Annotated in this window: 20 protein-coding genes and 1 tRNA gene; 13 read left to right on the plus strand and 8 right to left on the minus strand. The window is 41.8% G+C overall.

Going from position 1 to position 18,718, the window contains the following annotated elements; all coding sequences use genetic code 11:
- Window positions 1-2: 2 nt before the first annotated feature.
- Window positions 3-1,028 (minus strand): aspartate-semialdehyde dehydrogenase, encoded by a 1,026-nt coding sequence (locus tag FJX03_03570; protein ID MBM3632773.1) that lies wholly within the window; start codon window positions 1,026-1,028, stop codon window positions 3-5.
- Window positions 1,029-1,111: 83 nt separating this feature from the next.
- Window positions 1,112-2,110 carry an ADP-glyceromanno-heptose 6-epimerase gene (rfaD, locus tag FJX03_03575; protein MBM3632774.1) on the minus strand — a complete coding sequence of 333 codons (999 nt, stop codon included), beginning with the start codon at window positions 2,108-2,110 and terminating at the stop codon, window positions 1,112-1,114.
- Window positions 2,111-2,470: 360 nt separating this feature from the next.
- Here rfaD and FJX03_03580 point away from each other — a divergent pair, with 360 nt between their 5' ends.
- The 4 genes from FJX03_03580 (at window position 2,471) to topA (ending at window position 6,977) form a co-directional block, all read left to right on the plus strand.
- Window positions 2,471-2,746: an HU family DNA-binding protein gene (locus tag FJX03_03580; protein MBM3632775.1), complete on the plus strand. Its 276-nt coding sequence runs from the start codon at window positions 2,471-2,473 to the stop codon at window positions 2,744-2,746.
- 76 nt (window positions 2,747-2,822) lie between these two features.
- Window positions 2,823-2,897, plus strand: a tRNA-Val gene (locus tag FJX03_03585).
- Window positions 2,898-3,038: 141 nt separating this feature from the next.
- Window positions 3,039-4,325 carry a class I SAM-dependent RNA methyltransferase gene (locus FJX03_03590; protein MBM3632776.1) on the plus strand — a complete coding sequence of 429 codons (1,287 nt, stop codon included), beginning with the start codon at window positions 3,039-3,041 and terminating at the stop codon, window positions 4,323-4,325.
- Between the two features lie 177 nt (window positions 4,326-4,502).
- A complete protein-coding gene (gene topA, locus FJX03_03595) occupies window positions 4,503-6,977 on the plus strand; it encodes a type I DNA topoisomerase (GenBank protein MBM3632777.1) in 2,475 nt (824 codons plus the stop codon).
- Window positions 6,978-7,079: 102 nt separating this feature from the next.
- Here the strand turns inward: topA and FJX03_03600 are convergent, their stop codons facing one another.
- Window positions 7,080-7,514 carry a metallopeptidase family protein gene (locus FJX03_03600; GenBank protein MBM3632778.1) on the minus strand — a complete coding sequence of 145 codons (435 nt, stop codon included), beginning with the start codon at window positions 7,512-7,514 and terminating at the stop codon, window positions 7,080-7,082.
- Between the two features lie 130 nt (window positions 7,515-7,644).
- Between FJX03_03600 and FJX03_03605 the strand changes: the two genes are divergently transcribed.
- From FJX03_03605 to FJX03_03645, 9 genes are all read left to right on the plus strand, one after another.
- Window positions 7,645-8,124: a hypothetical protein gene (locus FJX03_03605; GenBank protein MBM3632779.1), complete on the plus strand. Its 480-nt coding sequence runs from the start codon at window positions 7,645-7,647 to the stop codon at window positions 8,122-8,124.
- Window positions 8,125-8,262: 138 nt separating this feature from the next.
- On the plus strand, window positions 8,263-9,612 hold the full coding sequence (locus tag FJX03_03610) for a signal recognition particle protein (protein MBM3632780.1): 1,350 nt from the start codon (window positions 8,263-8,265) through the stop codon (window positions 9,610-9,612).
- A gap of 29 nt (window positions 9,613-9,641) precedes the next feature.
- The gene (rpsP, locus tag FJX03_03615; GenBank protein ID MBM3632781.1) at window positions 9,642-10,178 is read left to right on the plus strand and encodes a 30S ribosomal protein S16; all 537 of its coding nucleotides are present in this window, start codon (window positions 9,642-9,644) and stop codon (window positions 10,176-10,178) included.
- Between the two features lie 19 nt (window positions 10,179-10,197).
- The gene (gene rimM, locus FJX03_03620) at window positions 10,198-10,758 is read left to right on the plus strand and encodes a 16S rRNA processing protein RimM (GenBank protein ID MBM3632782.1); all 561 of its coding nucleotides are present in this window, start codon (window positions 10,198-10,200) and stop codon (window positions 10,756-10,758) included.
- A 14-nt stretch (window positions 10,759-10,772) separates the two neighbouring features.
- Window positions 10,773-11,513 carry a tRNA (guanosine(37)-N1)-methyltransferase TrmD gene (gene trmD / locus FJX03_03625; GenBank protein ID MBM3632783.1) on the plus strand — a complete coding sequence of 247 codons (741 nt, stop codon included), beginning with the start codon at window positions 10,773-10,775 and terminating at the stop codon, window positions 11,511-11,513.
- Window positions 11,510-11,968, plus strand: coding sequence for a 50S ribosomal protein L19 (locus FJX03_03630; GenBank protein MBM3632784.1), 459 nt, complete (start codon window positions 11,510-11,512; stop codon window positions 11,966-11,968). Before trmD ends, FJX03_03630 begins: the two co-directional genes overlap by 4 nt.
- A gap of 182 nt (window positions 11,969-12,150) precedes the next feature.
- Window positions 12,151-13,101 (plus strand): GNAT family N-acetyltransferase, encoded by a 951-nt coding sequence (locus tag FJX03_03635; protein ID MBM3632785.1) that lies wholly within the window; start codon window positions 12,151-12,153, stop codon window positions 13,099-13,101.
- 118 nt (window positions 13,102-13,219) lie between these two features.
- On the plus strand, window positions 13,220-13,756 hold the full coding sequence (locus tag FJX03_03640) for a hypothetical protein (GenBank protein ID MBM3632786.1): 537 nt from the start codon (window positions 13,220-13,222) through the stop codon (window positions 13,754-13,756).
- Between the two features lie 55 nt (window positions 13,757-13,811).
- On the plus strand, window positions 13,812-14,135 hold the full coding sequence (locus tag FJX03_03645) for a hypothetical protein (protein MBM3632787.1): 324 nt from the start codon (window positions 13,812-13,814) through the stop codon (window positions 14,133-14,135).
- A 25-nt stretch (window positions 14,136-14,160) separates the two neighbouring features.
- Here the strand turns inward: FJX03_03645 and nuoK are convergent, their stop codons facing one another.
- The 5 genes from nuoK to FJX03_03670 are packed head-to-tail and all read right to left on the minus strand — an operon-like array spanning window position 14,161 to window position 18,712.
- Entirely contained in the window at window positions 14,161-14,472 is a 312-nt protein-coding gene (nuoK, locus tag FJX03_03650; GenBank protein MBM3632788.1) for an NADH-quinone oxidoreductase subunit NuoK, read from the minus strand.
- 17 nt (window positions 14,473-14,489) lie between these two features.
- A complete protein-coding gene (locus FJX03_03655; GenBank protein MBM3632789.1) occupies window positions 14,490-15,113 on the minus strand; it encodes an NADH-quinone oxidoreductase subunit J in 624 nt (207 codons plus the stop codon).
- 9 nt (window positions 15,114-15,122) lie between these two features.
- Window positions 15,123-15,611 carry an NADH-quinone oxidoreductase subunit NuoI gene (nuoI, locus tag FJX03_03660; protein ID MBM3632790.1) on the minus strand — a complete coding sequence of 163 codons (489 nt, stop codon included), beginning with the start codon at window positions 15,609-15,611 and terminating at the stop codon, window positions 15,123-15,125.
- 10 nt (window positions 15,612-15,621) lie between these two features.
- Complete coding sequence (gene nuoH, locus FJX03_03665) at window positions 15,622-16,647, minus strand: NADH-quinone oxidoreductase subunit NuoH (GenBank protein MBM3632791.1); 1,026 nt, start codon at window positions 16,645-16,647, stop codon at window positions 15,622-15,624.
- Window positions 16,640-18,712, minus strand: a complete 2,073-nt coding sequence (locus FJX03_03670) for an NADH-quinone oxidoreductase subunit G (protein ID MBM3632792.1) — start codon at window positions 18,710-18,712, stop codon at window positions 16,640-16,642. Before FJX03_03670 ends, nuoH begins: the two co-directional genes overlap by 8 nt.
- Between the last annotated feature and the right edge of the window lie 6 nt (window positions 18,713-18,718).

Below are 18,718 nucleotides of genomic sequence, written 5' to 3' on the forward strand. Positions count from 1 at the left end.
AATTACAGGTAGTCTTTGGCTACAATTTCAGCAATTTGTACCGCATTAAGGGCGGCACCTTTCCGTATGTTGTCCGCAACAATCCATAAATTTAAGCCATGCGTCACACTGGTGTCTTGGCGAATGCGACTAACATAGACCGGATCCTCTCCTGCGCATTCAATGGGCGTCGTATAATCTGTTTCCTCAAGAGTGTCCGTGACAATGATGCCGGGAGCAGATTTAAGAGCTTTACGTGCTTCTATTGTGCCGATTGCCGATTCAAATTCTACATTTGCAGATACACAGTGACCAATAAAGACCGGAACACGCACACAGGTTGCAGAAACCTGAATATCGGGAGTAAGAATCTTCTGCAATTCTACGACCATTTTCCATTCTTCATCTGTACTGCCATCATCTCGAAAGTTGCCGATTTGTGGAATTACGTTAAAGGCAATGGTTCGAGGTAAATGGTGAGATTGGGTTGGGTTATTCATGTAGAGTGCACGGGTTTGACTTAAAAGTTCATCCATTGCATCTTTTCCGGCTCCCGAAACAGACTGATACGTTGAAACGACAACTCTCTTTATTTTGGCAATTTTTTGCAATGGCTTCAGGGCCATAACCAACTGGATCAAAGAACAATTGGGATTTGCAATTATTCCCCGATTTTTATACTGAGCGATTCTTTCTCCATTAACTTCAGGTACCACGAGGGGAATATCGGGGTCATTGCGAAAATGGGATGTATTATCAATAACTATGCATCCGCTTGCCGCGGCTTTTGGCGCATACTCTGCCGATACTTTGCCGCCAGGAGAAAATAAAGCGATTTGAACACCATTAAAATCAAAAGCATTTAAAGGCATTACTTTTAACGTGCCCTCATCGCCATATGAAACTTCGTGGCCTGCAGACCGATCCGAGGCAACTGCATAAACATTTTTGATAGGAACGTCCCGTTCACTTAATACAGAAAGCATGGCTCGACCCACATTTCCTGTAGCCCCGACGACGGCAATTTTGAGTTGCTTTAGGTTTGTCATAGTGTTCCTTAATTTTCAGATAAAGTTAATGGCGTTGGTTGTTTCAGGTTTTTTTATAAACTCACGCAGTCTTTCCTATAGCTTTAGCGATAGGGATCCTCTTTCAGTAAATAGTTGTGGACATAATCATTAATACCGACCTCTAGAGGTGTAAATGGCTGATTGTAGGCGTTGGCCCCTAAACTCGCATTCGTACTTTGCGTAAAATATTGGTATTTACCTTTTAGAATATCCGGCATTTCAATATAGTTAATAGCTTCAGGTTTGTTAAGTGCTGCAAAAACAGCTCGAGCAACATCAGCAAAACTTCGGGCTTCACCTGTGCCAACATTAAATAGACCACTGACTTCGGGATGATCATAAAGCCACATCATCACATTCAAACAATCTTCTATGTATATAAAGTCCCGTAATTGGCCCCCATCAGCATAGTCTGGATGATCTGATTTAAAGAGACGAGCTGTGCCATTTTCACGAATTTGATGAAACACCTGATTCACTACGCTCACCATGCTTCCTTTATGGTATTCGTTTGGGCCATAAACATTAAAAAATTTGAGACCTGCATATTGAGGTGGCAAGGAGTGATCTTCTTTTGAACTCAATTCTCGAATTTGAGCAAGAGAGCGATCAACCATATGCTTGCTCCATCCGTACGGATTAAGAGGGCGGAGTTTTTGAAGATCTTTGCGTGTAAAGGAATCATGGAATCCTGCGCTACCGTCTCCATATGTGGCTGCTGAAGAAGCATATATTAAGCGAACACGATGACGCCCACACCATTGGAGTAAATTCATCGTTAAGCGATAATTTTGGTCTAAGACGAGGTCAACATTGCTTTCTGTTGTATCGGAAAGAGCTCCCATATGGAAAATAACTTGAATTTGAGATTTTTGCGATTCTAGGTAGGGGAAAAGTTGACTGGAGTCAATACAGTTATATAAATCGCGTTTAGCCAGGTTATGCCATTTATGGCTTGTGCCTAGAGTGTCGCAAGCAACTATTCTATTGATATTCCGCCCTTCTAAAGCCGCAATAATATTCGAGCCAATAAATCCTGCAGCACCTGTAACAATGATCATAAAAGACCTACCTAATAATATATATGTAATTATTCCTCCTATTTATAAAAGGAATATACCCCCTTCGCAAGCATCTCCTACCCCCCAAATGATAAATATAATCATTATGACTCCCGATTAAATATTTAAATACCGGTGTAAAAAAGGGGTAAGTTTATGTTTAAATTGTCGCAGGAATTTTAGTAAAAATGGCTCAAATCTGCCATAAAAACGCTTTTTTTTGTGATTTTTGCCAAAAAATGGCAGAAAATTGCATATTTCTTGGCAAAAAGCCAATATTCCGTGTTGACGAAAGGGGAAAAGTCGCCTTAAGATTCTAAGTGTAGTCTAGTGGTTCAACTTTAATATAGGACATATACCGTGAATAAAAGTGATTTAATCTCAAAAGTCGCAACTGCTTCAAATCTAACAAAGACAGATGCAGAAAAAGCAATTGACGCAACATTCCGTTCCATTACTCAATCTTTGAAAAAAGGTGAAGAAGTACGTTTGATCGGTTTTGGTACATTCGTTGTAACAAACCGTCCAGCTAGCGATGGCCGTAACCCACGTACTGGTGCAGCAATTCGCATTCCAGCAACACGCCTACCTAAGTTCCGCGCTGGTAAGCAGTTGAAAGAAGCTGTTGCAAAATAAATTATGAGTTTCTATCAAACAACGATTGAAATGATAGATAACTTGTTTTATGGTGCATGAGTGACTGAGAATAAGTGGGCGATTAGCTCAGCGGTAGAGCGTCTCGCTTACACCGAGAGGGTCGGCAGTTCAAATCTGTCATCGCCCACCACCTTTCAGCACTCACCTAATATGAAAGCCTGATTTGTTCAGGCTTTTTTTATATCAACTTCCTTTTGCCATTTCCCTTGCAGAAAATTAAAAAATACCCTAGAACGTGTCGAGTATCTGATGATTTTTAAAAGGGATTTCTATGGCACAAAGCTCAACAATTCAGAAAGACCTTCTTGTCCAAGAATTAGGTCAAAACGGGGATGGGGTTGTCATTGCTGATACCCAACGTCTCTATATTCCTTACGCAAGTCCTGGGGATGAAGTCAGTGTTGAGCTTTCGTTAACAAAGAAAAATCGATATATCGTGGTTAACTATGAAATTATGAAGCATGGTGCCAATTATGTTGACCCACCCTGCCCACATTTTGGAGTCTGTGGCAGCTGTCAGCTCCAACATCTCAATGACATGACTTACACCCAATTTAAACGCGATAAAATTTTGAAACCATTATTGTTTGAAGGTTTTGAGTCTCCTCAACATCTTGTGAAAACACCTATTGTGCTTCCTGCGGGGATAAGACGAAGAGCCAATTTTAATTTCCGTTGTCTACCCAAAGGGGTTGAATTGGGGTATCATAAGTATCATAGTTATGAACTTCTCACGCTGAAAAGTTGTCATATCTTAAAACCTGAAATTGTTTCGTTTATGAACCCTCTCCTGACTGTTATTGGAAAATCCTTTCCTCCTGGATTTGAAGGAGAAGTCTTTATAACTGCTGCGGAAAATGGTTTGGACGTCAATATAGAGGTGCGCGATAGAACACCCCTCACTTTGGAACAACGAGAATTGTGGGGAGAATTTGCTGCCCATCAGAATTTATGCCGACTCATCGTAACCTTAAAAGGAAAAGAAGACTTCACACTTATTCGAGATACGCCTTATGTTTTATTTGATGGTGTTCCTGTCGAGAGTAATTGTCGGGGCTTTTTACAACCCAGTGCAAAAGCAGATGAAATTCTTACAGATATTGTGACGAAGCTTTTGCCACCAGCTCCTAAAAGAATTGCAGACCTTTTCTGCGGCCGCGGAACGCTCTCATTGCCCTTGTCGCGGTTTGCGCCAGTCGTCGGTTATGAAATGGACGAACCTGCTTTGTTGGCTCTTAAAAATGCTAGCCAGAAATCCCAACGTCCTATTACAACAGTCTATCGGGATCTTTTTAAAACGCCGCTCAAAAATAATGAACTTTCTGAATATGATGTTGTGGTCATTGATCCCCCGCGCGCTGGAGCGGAAACTCAAACGAATGCCTTGGCCAATTCCGCCGTTCCTACGCTTATTTATGTATCTTGCAATCCTTTAACGTTTGCTCGGGATGCCCGCGTCCTCGTTGCCGGAGGATATCAAATCGAGTACATTCAACCCCTTGATCAATTTCGTTGGACTGTTCATGTGGAAGCTATTGCAAAATTTACGAGAAGATAAGAGTGCCTTCAATATAGGAAGAGAATTAAGCATTGAATTCTCAACCCAGCTTCTAACTTTCATCACACTTTAAGAAATTTTTCTTGATCTTTTGTATAATCCCTTGCTAATAGGCTGTAAGGTTAGCAAAATGAAAATCATCACGCATCCGCATTACGGTTAAGGACAAAAAACCTTATGAAAAACGTTGTTATTGTAGAATCTCCAGCCAAAGCCAAAACGATTAATCGTTATTTGGGAAAGGATTTTATCGTTCTGGCAAGCTTTGGGCACATTCGTGATTTGCCATCCAAAAATGGCTCTGTTCGCCCCGAAGAGGATTTTGCTTTTACGTGGGAAACAGACGAACGGGCTAAAAAGCATATAGCCGAAATCGCCAAAGCCGTTCGAGGTGCTGATCATCTTTACCTCGCAACCGATCCGGATAGAGAAGGGGAGGCCATTTCTTGGCATGTCCAGCAAGTTTTAAGTGATTCAGGGGCTCTATCTGCAAAAACTCAAGTTGAACGGATTGTCTTTCATGAAATTACGAAAACTGCTGTACAGCATGCACTAGCGCATCCAAGGCCAATCAATAGAGAGCTTGTTGAAGCCTATATGGCACGACGCGCCCTTGATTACTTAGTTGGTTTTACCCTTTCCCCTGTTTTGTGGCGTAAATTGCCGGGATCCCGGTCTGCTGGGCGTGTACAATCCGTGGCTTTAAGGCTGGTGGTTGAACGTGAAGCCGAAATCGAAATATTTAAACCCCAAGAGTATTGGTCAATCACGGCGCAACTCATGACGCCCCGTAAAGAAAAGTTTGTCGGTCGTTTGACGCACCTCAATGGAAAAAAACTTGATAAATTTGATCTTAATAGCCAAAGCTTAGCAGAATCTGCTTGTGCGGCTATTCGTCAACAAACGTTAGCTGTATCGACTCTTGAGAAGAAACAAGTCAAACGACATCCTGCAGCGCCCTTTATTACCTCAACCTTGCAGCAAGAAGCGTCTCGAAAGCTGGGGTTTGGAGCGTCTCGAACTATGCAGCTTGCTCAACGTTTATACGAAGGTATTGAAATTGGTGGTGAAGTCACAGGTTTAATTACTTACATGCGTACAGATAGCATTCAAATTGCCAATGAAGCTCTAACCGCTGCACGCTCTTATATAGAAAAATCTTACGGGAAGCCTTATTTACCCTCTTCCCCGCGGGTATTTAAAAATAAGTCCAAGAATGCTCAAGAAGCTCACGAAGCCATTCGTCCAACAGAAGTCTCTCGCCGTCCTGAAGAAGTGCGAGGCTACTTAGATGATGCCCAATTCAAACTTTATGAACTGATTTGGAAGCGAACTGTTGCCTCACAAATGGAAAGTGCTCTCTTTGACCAAGTTACTGTGGAGATGTCTTCGCCTGACAAACGAATTACTTTGCGGGCAACGGGTACCACCTTAACCTTTGATGGATTTTTAAAGCTTTATCAAGAAGGCGTTGATGAGGATTCGGAAAAGGATGAAGAAGATCGGCTTTTACCTGTGCTTTCCATGGGTGAAGCTATTGAACAAACACAAGTAACTCCTAATCAACATTTTACACAACCGCCACCACGCTATAGTGAGGCAAGTTTGGTAAAAAAGTTAGAAGAACTGGGTATTGGCAGGCCCTCGACTTATGCCTCGATCATCAATGTTTTGCAAGAGCGTGATTATGTTCGACTTGAAAAGCGTCAATTCATACCCGAAGAACGAGGCCGACTGGTTACAGTATTCCTCGTTAATTTCTTTAACAAATATGTGCAGTACGACTTTACAGCCAATCTAGAAGAAGAATTAGATGAAATTTCCCAAGGGAATTTGCCTTGGAAAGCTGTTCTTGGTCGATTTTGGGAACCCTTTCATGAAACGGCAGATTCAACACAAAATTTGCGCACAACAGAAGTTATCGACCGCTTAGAGCACGATTTAAGCTTTCACCTTTTCCACGGGGATGATGAGCGTGTTTGTCCAACGTGTAAAACGGGTCGAGTCAGCTTAAAATTGAGTCGATTTGGTGCCTTTTTAGGCTGCTCTAATTATCCGGAGTGTCGCTATACAAGGCCTTTAAGTGTAAATGCAGATGAAGCGACCGCGACCGCCCCCGAGGAGCCAAAAGAAATTGGGAATGATCCTGATACGCAAGAGATGATTTCTTTGCGAAAGGGCCCTTACGGTTATTATATTCAATGGGGAGATGAAACCACGGTATCCGCTCAAAAGCCTGCAAAAAAGGAAGAAAAAGAAGACGCTCCTAAGAAAGGAAAAGCTAAACCTAAGAAAAAAGCGACAAAATCTACACAACCAAAACCAAAACGGGTTTCTTTGCCGGCCACGACGCCACCGGATGATGTAACTCTCGAAATGGCCTTACAATTAAAAAATTTGCCTTTTGCTATTGGCGTACACCCTGAGACGGGAGAAAAATTAAGTGTGGGCTTGGGGCGTTTTGGACCTTACGTAAAGTTTGGTGACCAATTTGCTTCTATTCCGAAGTCTTATGATTTTTTGAACTTAACGTTAGAAGATGGTGTTGCCATCGTAAATGCCAAAGTTCAAAAAGCAGCTTCGGGAGGAGGTCGTCGCGGACGGTTTGCTGGTGCCAAAAAGGGGGCTCCAAAGAAGAAAAAGGGCGAGTAAACCTCTTGTAAATTTTCTTTATCCAAAAGGCTAGGTGAATATCTTTGCGTGGCGTGTCAGCAAAGGGGAAATTTACAGATTTTTATTTCAATACCTATTGACCTAATCAAACTTATTCTCGATCCATTCCATATCAAAATCACTAAACCCAAAATGATGACCCACTTCATGAATCATAACACTGTGAACCAGGCGGGGCAGTGCTTCGGAATTTTCACGGGCAAAGCGAATTAGGGGGCCGCGGAACAAATAAATAATATCCGGAATAGCCAGCGTGTCGTTTGATCCTTTTAATGGCAGAGGAATTCCTTGGTATAAACCAAGAAGATCATATTTATCGGTTAATTTGAGACCATCTAGAATATCCTGATCAGAGAAATTTTCAACGCGAACCAGAATATTGCTTGTATATTCTTGAAAGCGATGTGGCAAAAAATTCATTGTTCTATAAGCAAGTGCGTAGATATCAGCCAAATCGGGAAGATCAGCATCTTCATACCTTGTGAGGGGTTGGGTTTGTTTGTTCTTTTTTTTCATCTCTATGTTCTTTCTCTGGCTTGCAAAAATACGTGGCGCGCGTCTAAATTAGATCAATAGAAGTATTCTACCCTTAAACTGGTTAATAAATGGGTAAGCGCCGATGATTAATTGTAAGGAAAATATAAAAATGACTATTTGGAAGCGTTTATGTCTAATCCTATGCTTGGGTATTTTTCTTCAAGGATGTGCCGATGGTGCCCTCGCAGGGGCGATTAAAATGGAACAGGCCAAGATTTGGCTTGAAAAAGTCAATTTTAAAGTCAGTAAAAAAGTGAACAGCAATGCGCCCGTCGATGTTCATCTCATTCTTATTTATGACGACGGCGTTATGGGACAGGTTGCTGCCATGACTGCAGAGCAATATTTTGCAGCAGTTGACCAGTTACGCAAAGATCATGCCGCTGATATAGATGTTATAGAGTGGGAAGTCGTTCCCGGCCAAGAGATGGACAGTGAAAACATTACAATGTCCAAAGCCTATGCGAAGGGAGCTTTCATTTTTGGGCGATATACGACGCCAGATACCCATAGAGAAGGATTGGCAGATGAAGAGGAAATTACTCTTCATTTAGACGAAAAAGATTTCTTTATAACGAGAGATCGATAATTTGCTAGTCTTTTTCCTGGTTTTACAGACATTAAGCTTGACGGCAGAACCAGAGATCTATAAATAATGTGTAAAGCTTTCCAGGCATGAGTGGGGGGCTTTGTGCATTTAATTTTTTGAATTTGGTACGTATAAGGTATGTTTGAAACACTTTCGGGGCGATTGACGGGAATTCTCGATCGACTTCGCGGACGCGGCGCTTTAACAGAAGCAGACGTCGTCGCAGTAATGAGAGAGGTTCGCATTGCCTTGCTTGAGGCTGATGTCGCTCTTCCTGTTGTTAAACAGTTTATTGAAGACGTTCGCGAAAAAGCAATTGGTCAAGACGTAATCAAAAGTGTAACGCCGGGCCAAATGGTTGTGAAAATTGTTCACGATCATTTGGTTGAAATGTTAGGAACTGAAGTTGAGCCTTTAAATCTATCGGCTCCCGCGCCCTTAACAATGTTAATGGTTGGGTTGCAAGGATCAGGTAAGACAACTTCTACGGGCAAGATTGCCAAATTGTTGAAGGAAAAGCACGGGAAAAACGTGCTGATGGCTTCTTTAGACGTATATCGTCCTGCGGCACAAGAACAACTTGCCTCTCTCGGGCGTCAGCTTGAGATCGAGACGTTGCCAATTGTGCCTGAAGAAAAGCCTTTAGTCATCGCACAACGTGCGATAACCATGGCGCGGCTACAAGGTTTTGATGTGCTCTTACTAGATAGTGCGGGCCGTTTGCATATTGATGAAGTCCTGATGGCGGAAGTTGCTGCTGTTAAAGCAGCGACACAACCTACAGAAACGTTGCTTGTTGCTGACGCCATGACCGGCCAAGATGCGGTTACGATTGCTAAGGCATTTCAAGACCAAGTTGGCATTACGGGAATTGTTTTGACCCGTATTGATGGTGATGCCCGTGGGGGTGCTGCTCTATCCATGCGGGCTGTTGCAAACTGTCCCATTAAATTAATGGGCGTGGGTGAAAAATTAGACCAGTTGGAGGTTTTTCAGCCGTCACGCATCGCGGGACGTATATTAGACATGGGCGATGTTGTCAGCTTAGTCGAGCGGGCAGCAGAGGTCATAAATGCAGATGATGCTCAAAAGATGGCTGAAAAGCTTCAGAAGGGTGTCTTTGATTTGAATGATATGGCTAGCCAGCTTGAACAAATGATGAAGATGGGTGGCTTGAGCACAATGATGGGTTTCTTGCCCGGCATTGGCAAAATAAAAGATAAGATTGCTGAATCCGGTATGAACGATGGCGTAATTCGCCAGCAACTTGCTGTGATTCGATCAATGACAAAAAAAGAACGACGAGATCATCGTTTATTAAATGCGTCTCGTAAAAGACGGATTGCAGCAGGGTCAGGAACAACAGTTGTTGATGTAAATCGACTGATTAAGCAGTTCCAACAAATGCAGTTAATGATGAAAAAAATGGGTAAAATGGGCAAAAAAGGATTAATGCGACAAGGTCTGAAGGGGCTTTTTGGGCATTAGAGATTAAGATAAAGACTAGGGAGAAAAAAATGGCATTAAAAATTCGTCTTGCACGCGGTGGAGCTAAGAAGCGTCCGTTTTACCGGATTGTCGTCGCAGAAGCAAGCAGTCCACGTGATGGTCGCTTCGTTGAAAAAGTGGGTACCTATAACCCATTATTACCTCATGGCCATGCAGAAAGAATTGTTTTGAATGTTGAAAGGATTCAGCATTGGTTGTCAGTTGGCGCTAAAGCAACAGATCGTGTTGAATTATTCTTAAGCAATGTTGGTTTGGCTGAAAAGAAGGTTCGAGCAGCAGACCCACAAAAATCAGCTCCTAAAAAGCGTGCGCAAGAACGGGCTAAGGCTGAACAAGATGCTTTAGAGGCTGCAAAAAATGCACCTGAACCTGTTGTTGAGGCCGCCCCTCCAGCTGCTCCAGTTGAAGAAGCTGCGCCTGCCGCTGAGGAAACATCGGTTGTCAGTGAGCCAGAAGTTGCCCCAATTGAAGAAGCTGCGCCTGCCGCTGAGATTGAAGAAAGCATTTCTGAACCTGTTGAGGAAGAAAAAACCTCTGCTGAATAAAAATTCTTCAGGAAATCCCATGATTTTATTAGCTATCATTGCTTCTGCTCATGGGATTCAAGGTGCCGTGAAGGTAAAAACGTTTACGCAAATACCCACAAATATCTTTGATTATGGGCCGCTGCGGAATGAAAAAGGTCAGACGTTTTCCCTCAAACTAGTCAGAGAAGTTTCGTCCAACAGTTTAATTATGAAAATTGATGGTATTACGGATAGAAACCAAGCGGAGGCTTTAAGAGGAACGAAACTATTCGTGAATCGACAAAGTCTACCCGACCTTCCTGAAGAAGAATTCTATTACAATGATTTAATCGGCTTAACGGTAAAAGATTTAGAAGGCGACCTTATTGGCATTATAGATGCTTTGGGGAATTATGGTGCGGGTGATTTTCTTGAAATTAGCGACCCAGAGCATCATGTATACACAATTCCCTTCACGCGAGAGGCGGTTCCTATCGTTCGATTGCCTGAGAAAGGTAAGGACGGGGAGATCCGAGTTGATCGTCATTTTTTATTGAACTCAACCGCCCCTCAAAATGAAGATAACAAAGCAGAAGAGTTTTCCGAAAAGAAAGAATGAGCATGACATCTAAAATGCCATCACAACCTTGGGAAGCAACCGTGGTCACTTTGTTTCCAGAGATGTTTCCCGGACCTTTAGGGCATTCTTTATCTGGTCGAGCTTTAGAAGAAGGGTTATGGTCCCTAGATTTGGTGCCCATTCGGGATTTTGCAACCGACAAGCATCGATCTGTTGATGATACATGTTTTGGAGGGGGGGCTGGTATGGTCTTGCGTCCTAATGTTGTGGATGCGGCCCTTGAACATGTTATGACTAGGGAGGCGCCTCAGGCAACGCGGCCTTTAATATTTTTGACACCCCGAGGAAAGCCTTTAGATCAAGCGATGGTTAGGCGGTTTGCCTCGTGTTCTGGGATCATTCTCTTGAATGGTCGCTATGAAGGCGTGGATAACCGTGTTATAGAGCATTGGGAAGAAAAAGGCAGGTTAGAGGAAGTTAGCATTGGAGATTATGTCCTTTCTGGGGGAGAAATGGCGGCCCTCACATTACTTGATGCTTGTATTCGCTTGCTTCCTGGTGTAATTGGTAAAGAAGAGTCATCTGCCAACGAAAGTTTTGAGCTAGGATTATTGGAGTATCCGCAGTATACTCGACCACAAGTTTGGAAAAATAAGATGGTTCCTGAAGTACTTATTTCAGGGGATCATAAAAAGATTTTGGCTTGGCGCCAAAAGGAAGCATTACGAATAACGCAGATACGACGGCCTGATTTATGGGTGCGATATCTGGAACAGATAGGGAGAAAACAATGAACCTCTTACAGCAAATTAATAATGAGCAAGTCAAGAAATTGACTGAAGGCAAAGAAATTCCAGATTTTCGTGCGGGTGACACAGTTCGTGTGCACGTGAAAGTTACAGAAGGTGAACGTCAGCGTATTCAGCCTTATGAAGGTGTTGTTATTGGACGCAAACTTCGTGGACTTAATTCTTCTTTAAGAGTCCGTAAGATCTCCAATGGGGAAGGCGTAGAACGTGTATTTCCTTTACACTCCCCAAATATTCGTATTGAAGTGATTCGTCACGGAGATGTTCGTCGTGCTAAGTTATATTATCTGCGGGATCGTACCGGTAAAAGTGCTCGTATTGCTGAGCGTTCTCGTCACAAATTACAAACAAAAGGGTTGTTGCAAGCTGTGGCTACGAAAGCACCTGAACCCATCGCTGAGCCTGTTGTAGAAGTCAACACGCCTGAGACTGCCGAATAAAAATTAGCTGTCCAACTAATTGATGAGAAGAGCAAGAACTTGCGTTCTTGCTCTTTTTTGTGGTCTAAGTAAGCATTGATTTTGATGGGTTGTCATTATGATAGGCTCTAAAATAGCTTGTCTTTCAACAGTATGGCCAGGTCACAAAATAGGCGGCATGTATGCTTAAATTTAATCTCGAAATGACCTCCCAAGGGCCTACTATAGAAGTTGTCCCCTATGATCCTGCATGGTCAACAATGTTTGCTCAAGAAGCAGCCTTGATTCGTACGGCCTTGGGGAAGAATTGTGTTGCCATCCATCATGTGGGATCGACATCAATACCAGGCCTGGCAGCAAAGCCAATCATTGATATGGTGCCAGTCGTTAAAGACATCTTGCATGTGGATGCGAAAGCATTAGAAGCTATGGGGTACCTCGACCGTGGTGAGTTGGGTATGCTCTTTCGGCGTTTTTTCACCAAAGGCATATCTGAACGGACCCATCATTTGCATATTTGGGAAGAAGGTAATCCCGAAATTGATAAACATTTGTTATTCCGTGCCTATTTACTAGAAAATCCTGCAGAACTTAAGCGATATGAGGATTTGAAATTGAATCTGGCGATCAAGTATTCAAATGATCAAAATGCTTATACTCTGGCAAAAGATGACCTTATTACAGAAATGTTAGAAAAATCGGGCTTTCAGGGGTTAACCTTGGTTCAAGCGCTTACAGAGCGTGAATGGGGGAAAGTTAAGTATTTTCGGCAACACTATTTCTTTCGTCTTCTTAATATAGAAGATCCTTATACAAGGACTTTCAACGACCCCTCACATTTTCATATTGTTCTGCGCAAAGGTATGACAATCATAGGTTATGCTCACCTTCAATTTTGGCCGGAAGCCCGAGCGGCTTTACGTATGATTGTTCTTGAAGAGTCTTATCGCAATCAAGGAATAGGTCAAAAATTTATACAATTTTTAGAACGTTGGTTAAGTCATCAAAAGATTAAAGCTTTGCACATACAATCCTCCCCTGAGGCCTATAATTTCTACAAGCGGAATGAGTATAGGGAAATGCCGTTCGAAGACCCGGAAGGTTACCAATCCCATCCCAAAGACATAGACATGGGTAAATTTATTAAAGAGTAGCGTTTTAATAAGTATTATGTTAATAATTGATCCTAAAATAAAAAAAATTATAATTTCAAAACTTTTATAATAGATAATTGATAAACTTTCTTAAGCCAATAATTAGTGGAATGACAATATGAAGAAATATAGAGTTGCATTATTCATCGTTCTTTCTATGTGTGTTTTTAATAATCAGCGTGTTCTTGCAGTAGAAGCTATTGTTATTAGTAATGAACAAAAAATTCTCTCAACTTTAGAAGCTCACCCTAAAATTACGCGGTTAATTGTCGGGTGTGGAAAAGATCCCTATAATTGGAAGCCTTCGAACGAAAATGGGGAAAATAAGTGGTTAAATGATGCTGACAAAGGAAATCACGACCACGCAGATAGTTTAACGCTAGCTGAAACAGAAGATGTTAGGCCTGACATTGTGTGGGATTGGACTAAGCCTGTTCCTCAATGTTTAATTAGTAGATTTTCGCTTATTTATTTAGAAAAATTACCTCCACGGGTATTGGAACAACCAATTTGTATGGAAAATTTGAGAGGGTGTTTAAAACCCGGGGGTTTAGGAATTTTTGATCATCAATTATATAATATTGAGGCAACTTCCTATGCTATTGTTAGTCCTTTTTGCATAAGTGTCACTCCCCCCCCCTACGTCAGATACTGATGAAATTAATAAATTAACTGACTTGAATAATAAGTTTAAGGAAAAGTTTAATAAGTTGGCTGGTTTTCCCCCTAATACTACTCTAAATTCGCAAAATATGAGTCAAGCTGATTTTGAGGCACTCTTGTTAGCAAATCCAGCCTTAGAGCAATTAAATGCATTGATGTATGCCAATAGAGTTCGGATATCAAATATTCAGCAAAAATTCCTGGCCGGCCAAAACCGTGAAATTCTTAAATTTACGAATGCTATTTATGTGCAGCTTAAAGAAAAAATGATTTCATTAGGGTTTGAGACGGCTGACATTCAAGTAAACATTACAAATCCCCATAATGGCCGCAAAAACGCAGTTCTTGTTAAAGTAGAAAAAACGAAATAAGGGATGCCAAAATAATCAGGCATCTCTACCCTTTCATTTGACTTAAATCGTCTATTTTTATGGTTGCGCGGTTGCGAAAATATACAACCAGGATAGCCAAACCAATTGCGGCTTCTGCGGCAGCTACGGTTAGGATAAAGAGGGAAAAAACTTGCCCACTTAAGTCTTTTAAAAACCAAGAAAAAGCGACAAAGTTAATATTGACGGCCAAAAGCATCAACTCAATGGACATCAACACAATAATAATATTGCGGCGGTTTAAAAATACACCCATTACGCCTAAGGTAAAGACAATTGATGAGACAACAAGATAATGTGTCAGCGTGAGTTCAAGCATAACATGAGCTCCCTTCTTTATAAGTTCCCATAGTCCTCAAGTCCTTTGCCAGATGGAATTTTTATCATTTCCAGTGAATTTTTTGGTGATCTATTTAATTGATCACGATAATTTTGAATATAAGACGCTCTGCGCGGACGCAACGTCAAAACAATAGCCCCCACCATAGCGACCAGAAGAATAATGCCCGAGAGTTGGAAAATATAAAAATAGTCTGTATACAAAATTTGCCCAATAGCATGCGCATTAGAAATTGTTTCAGGAGTGGTATGAGCATTGTCTGCTTGGGCTTTAGGGTGGGATAGCCATAAAATAGCCACGGTGATCAATTCTCCTGCGAAAATCAAGCCAACCAAGAGTCCGATGACGCTATATTTTGCCATACCTCTTGAAAGGTCTTTAAAATCAATATCAAGCATCATAACCACGAATAAGAAGAGGACAGCAACAGCACCGACATATACAATAACCATAATCATTGCCAACAATTCAGAACCAGCTAACAAAAATAAACCAGCTGCATTCAAAAAGGCAAGAATAAGAAACAAGACAGAATGCACAGGATTGCGACCCAAAATCACCATTAAGGCTGATCCAATAAGGGTACCAGAAAATAAATAAAAGAAAGCCGTTTGTATCATGGATGGATCCTATTTATATTTCGCGTCAACAGATAAGTTTTCGGCAATTTCTTGTTCCCATCTGTCGCCATTCGACAGAAGTTTTTCCTTATCATAATATAATTCTTCACGGGTGAATGTTGAAAATTCAAAGTTTGGGCCTTCAACAATAGCATCAACAGGGCAAGATTCTTGGCACAAGCCACAATAAATGCATTTTACCATGTCAATATCATAACGCGTAGTTCTGCGACTGCCATCTTCTCGTTCTTCGGCTTCTATGGTAATCGCTTGGGCTGGGCAAACGGCTTCACAGAGTTTGCACGCAATACACCTTTCCTCACCATTTGGATAACGTCGTAACGCGTGTTCTCCCCGAAAACGAGCACTTAATCGCCCTTTTTCGTAAGGATAGTTTAAGGTTACTTTTCGTTTAAAAATATAAGAAAAGCTTTGAGCAAGTCCGAGAACAATTTCAATCAATGTCCAGCTGCGAATTCGACGCATGAATGATGACATTTCTTTACTCCTATGATCCATGGGGAAGCCATCCCATCATTAATAAAACCCCAGCCGTTAAAACAACCCAAGCAAGGGTGAAGGGTAAAAATATTTTCCATCCCAAACGCATCAGCTGATCATAACGATATCGGGGTAATGTAGCTCTAACCCAAAGAAATACAAATAAGAAGAAACAAATTTTTAGGACAAACCATATAATTCCTGGAATCCAAGTGAAGGGGGTTATGGCCATCGGGGGTAACCATCCTCCAAAGAAAAGAATCGTGGTCATAGCACTTAACAATATCATGTTTGCATATTCTCCTAAGAAGAATAAGGCAAATGGTAGTGAAGAATATTCAACATGATAGCCGGCTACAAGCTCTGCTTCTGCTTCAGGCAAGTCAAACGGCGTTCGATTTGTTTCTGCTAAAATGGAAATGAAAAATACGATAAACATGGGAAATAGGGGAATGGCAAACCACAAATTTTCTTGGGCTTGGACAATTTTTGTTAAATTTAAAGACCCTGAACATAATAGAACAGATACGATGATTAGTCCCATAGAGACTTCATAGGAAATCATTTGGGCAGCGGAGCGGAGCGCTCCTAAGAATGCGTATTTGGAATTGCTGGACCAGCCCGCAATGATAATGCCATATACTCCTAACGACGAAATGGCGAATAAGTATAAAACCCCAACATTGATGTCTGCTAATGCTACTCCTAAATCAAAAGGAATAACAGCCCAAGCTGCTAAGCTCAGGCTGAAAGTAATGATGGGTGCTAAAACAAAAAGTAGGGGATTGGATGCTTTGGGAATTATGACTTCCTTATGAAGAAGTTTTAGTCCATCTGCGATCGGTTGGAGTAGGCCAAAGGGTCCCACGCGGTTAGGGCCCCGGCGAAGTTGCATGCCAGCAAGAACTTTTCTTTCAAAGAGCGTTAAATAAGCTATGGCTAAAATTAAGGGAACGACGATTAACAAAATTTTGCCGCACATTATTACCGTAGTCATAAAATAATCCCAGAAAATTTCTTTAAATTCAGCCATGGTTCACCTGACGCGTCTGTTCAACAGATTTAGAACAATGAGCCATAGTTAATGAGTGTCGACTAATCGGATCCGTTCTATAAAAATTTTGAATAGGAAGTTGAAAAGCAAGTTGACTTAAAGTTTCTGGCGTTCCTGATGGTAACATTTCCCATGAGCTTGAGATGATTTGACCTGTAGCTGCGAAAATGGAATTTTCTGCAATTAACCGGTCTCGTACCTGTTGTAAAGTATCATAAGGTAACGGATGTCCTAAGGTTTGTGATAAAGACCGAATAATGCGCCAATCTTCTTTGGCCATTCCAGGAGGGGGGACAGCGGAATTTGTGTGTTGTGGGCGACCTTCCGTATTCACATAAGTTGCATTTTTCTCCGTATAAGTTGCGCCGGGCAAAATAACATCTGCGCGATGAGCGCCCGCATCGCCGTGATGACCTTGATATATAACAAAGGTTTCTCCCAATTCAGTCATGGGAATTTCATCAGCTCCTAAAAGGTAAAGAACTTTTAATTCCCCATTATGAGCCGCGTTTATGATACCGGCTGTATCGAGTCCACCCGTTTGGGGAAGAAAACCAATGTCAAGGCCACCAACACGCGCAGCAGCGGTGTGAAGGGTATTGAAACCATTCCAATCGTTTTGAATAAAGCCATACTTTTCAACAATTTTTTGACATAAATTTAAGATTTCTAAACTATCACGACGGTTCATTGCCCCTTGACCTAAAATAAGCATGGGGCGTTGGACGGCCTTTAATTTTTGGGAAAAGGCGTGCTTACCTTCTAAAATTTCCTTAATCGTTTTAGCATTCTCTCCTAAACAATCAACAGGATAAGTTAAGTCAATTACAGGTCCTATTGACGCGATTTCAAGAGGTTGTGAGAGACTGCTTCTTAGGTAGCGCTTACGTATACGTGCATTAATAAGAGGAGCTTCATGACGGGGGTTTGTTGCAATAAGGAGAATAAGATCCGCTTTCTCGATACCTGCGATGGTGGTGTTAAATAAGTAAGCTCCCCGAGATCGTGCATCCCAGTGAGTTCCATCTTGGCGACAATCCATGTGGGGACTTTTGAGATGCGTCATGAGATCTTTTAAAGCAATCATGGATTCACAATCCACCTGATCTCCTACAAGAGCAGCTATCCCTTTTCCATGAACACCTTTGAGATGTTTTTGAATGTGCCCAAATGCTTCTTCCCATGTTGCTGGTATGAGCTTTCCTTCTTGACGAATATAAGGTTGATCAAGCCTCTGTTGTTTTAATCCGTCATAGGCAAAACGTGTCTTGTCAGAAATCCATTCTTCATTAATTTCTTCATTGAGACGTGGTAATATTCTTAAGATTTCTTGTCCTCGGCTATCTACACGAATATTGCTTCCCACAGCATCCAATACATCGATAGTATCTGTTTTGGTCAATTCCCAAGGTCGCCCATGAAATGCATAGGGCTTGCTTGTCAAAGCACCGACGGGACAAATGTCAATCATATTGCCGGAAAGTTCTGAGGTAATCGCTGTTCCTATATAGCTTGTGATTTCCATGTGTTCTCCTCGACCACAAGCGCCTATTTCGGGAGAGCCAGCAATTTCATTTGCAAATCTGACACATCGGGTACAGTGAATGCAACGCGTCATCGTTGTTTTTATTAATGGCCCCATAGGTTTATCGGGCACGGCTCTTTTGTTTAAAGAAAAGCGACTTTTTCCTCGCGAATAATTGCGCGTAATGTCTTGTAGATCACACTCGCCGCCTTGGTCGCAAATGGGGCAATCAAGCGGATGGTTAATCAATAAAAATTCCAGAACACCTTCTCGAGCTTTTTGAACGACGGGAGTATGGGTTTTAATATCCATGCCTTCAGTAGCTGGCATGGAGCAGCTGGCAATAGGTTTAGAGGATGAACCTATTTGAACAAGACACATACGGCAGTTGCCGGCAATAGAAAGTTTGGGATGATAACAAAATACGGGAATTTCAATGCCCAACTGTTCACACGCTTGAAGAACAGTCGATCCCTCTTCAACTTCGACTTCCATTTCATTAATAGTCAGCTTTGGCATACTCTG

This window comes from Alphaproteobacteria bacterium (genome assembly GCA_016870095.1).
Classification (GTDB): Bacteria; Pseudomonadota; Alphaproteobacteria; order Paracaedibacterales; family VGCI01; genus VGCI01.

Coding starts and splice junctions, on each gene's coding strand:
- FJX03_03630 (MBM3632784.1), top strand. CDS start 11,510: ATGAACCTCTTACAGCAAATTAATAATGAGCAAGTCAAGAAATTGACT.
- FJX03_03605 (MBM3632779.1), top strand. CDS start 7,645: ATGACTATTTGGAAGCGTTTATGTCTAATCCTATGCTTGGGTATTTTT.
- nuoI (MBM3632790.1), bottom strand. CDS start 15,611: ATGTCATCATTCATGCGTCGAATTCGCAGCTGGACATTGATTGAAATT.
- FJX03_03600 (MBM3632778.1), bottom strand. CDS start 7,514: ATGAAAAAAAAGAACAAACAAACCCAACCCCTCACAAGGTATGAAGAT.
- rpsP (MBM3632781.1), top strand. CDS start 9,642: ATGGCATTAAAAATTCGTCTTGCACGCGGTGGAGCTAAGAAGCGTCCG.
- FJX03_03670 (MBM3632792.1), bottom strand. CDS start 18,712: ATGCCAAAGCTGACTATTAATGAAATGGAAGTCGAAGTTGAAGAGGGA.
- trmD (MBM3632783.1), top strand. CDS start 10,773: ATGCCATCACAACCTTGGGAAGCAACCGTGGTCACTTTGTTTCCAGAG.
- nuoK (MBM3632788.1), bottom strand. CDS start 14,472: ATGCTTGAACTCACGCTGACACATTATCTTGTTGTCTCATCAATTGTC.
- FJX03_03655 (MBM3632789.1), bottom strand. CDS start 15,113: ATGATACAAACGGCTTTCTTTTATTTATTTTCTGGTACCCTTATTGGA.
- FJX03_03640 (MBM3632786.1), top strand. CDS start 13,220: ATGAAGAAATATAGAGTTGCATTATTCATCGTTCTTTCTATGTGTGTT.
- FJX03_03635 (MBM3632785.1), top strand. CDS start 12,151: ATGACCTCCCAAGGGCCTACTATAGAAGTTGTCCCCTATGATCCTGCA.
- nuoH (MBM3632791.1), bottom strand. CDS start 16,647: ATGGCTGAATTTAAAGAAATTTTCTGGGATTATTTTATGACTACGGTA.
- FJX03_03570 (MBM3632773.1), bottom strand. CDS start 1,028: ATGACAAACCTAAAGCAACTCAAAATTGCCGTCGTCGGGGCTACAGGA.
- FJX03_03610 (MBM3632780.1), top strand. CDS start 8,263: ATGTTTGAAACACTTTCGGGGCGATTGACGGGAATTCTCGATCGACTT.
- topA (MBM3632777.1), top strand. CDS start 4,503: ATGAAAAACGTTGTTATTGTAGAATCTCCAGCCAAAGCCAAAACGATT.
- FJX03_03590 (MBM3632776.1), top strand. CDS start 3,039: ATGGCACAAAGCTCAACAATTCAGAAAGACCTTCTTGTCCAAGAATTA.
- rfaD (MBM3632774.1), bottom strand. CDS start 2,110: ATGATCATTGTTACAGGTGCTGCAGGATTTATTGGCTCGAATATTATT.
- rimM (MBM3632782.1), top strand. CDS start 10,198: ATGATTTTATTAGCTATCATTGCTTCTGCTCATGGGATTCAAGGTGCC.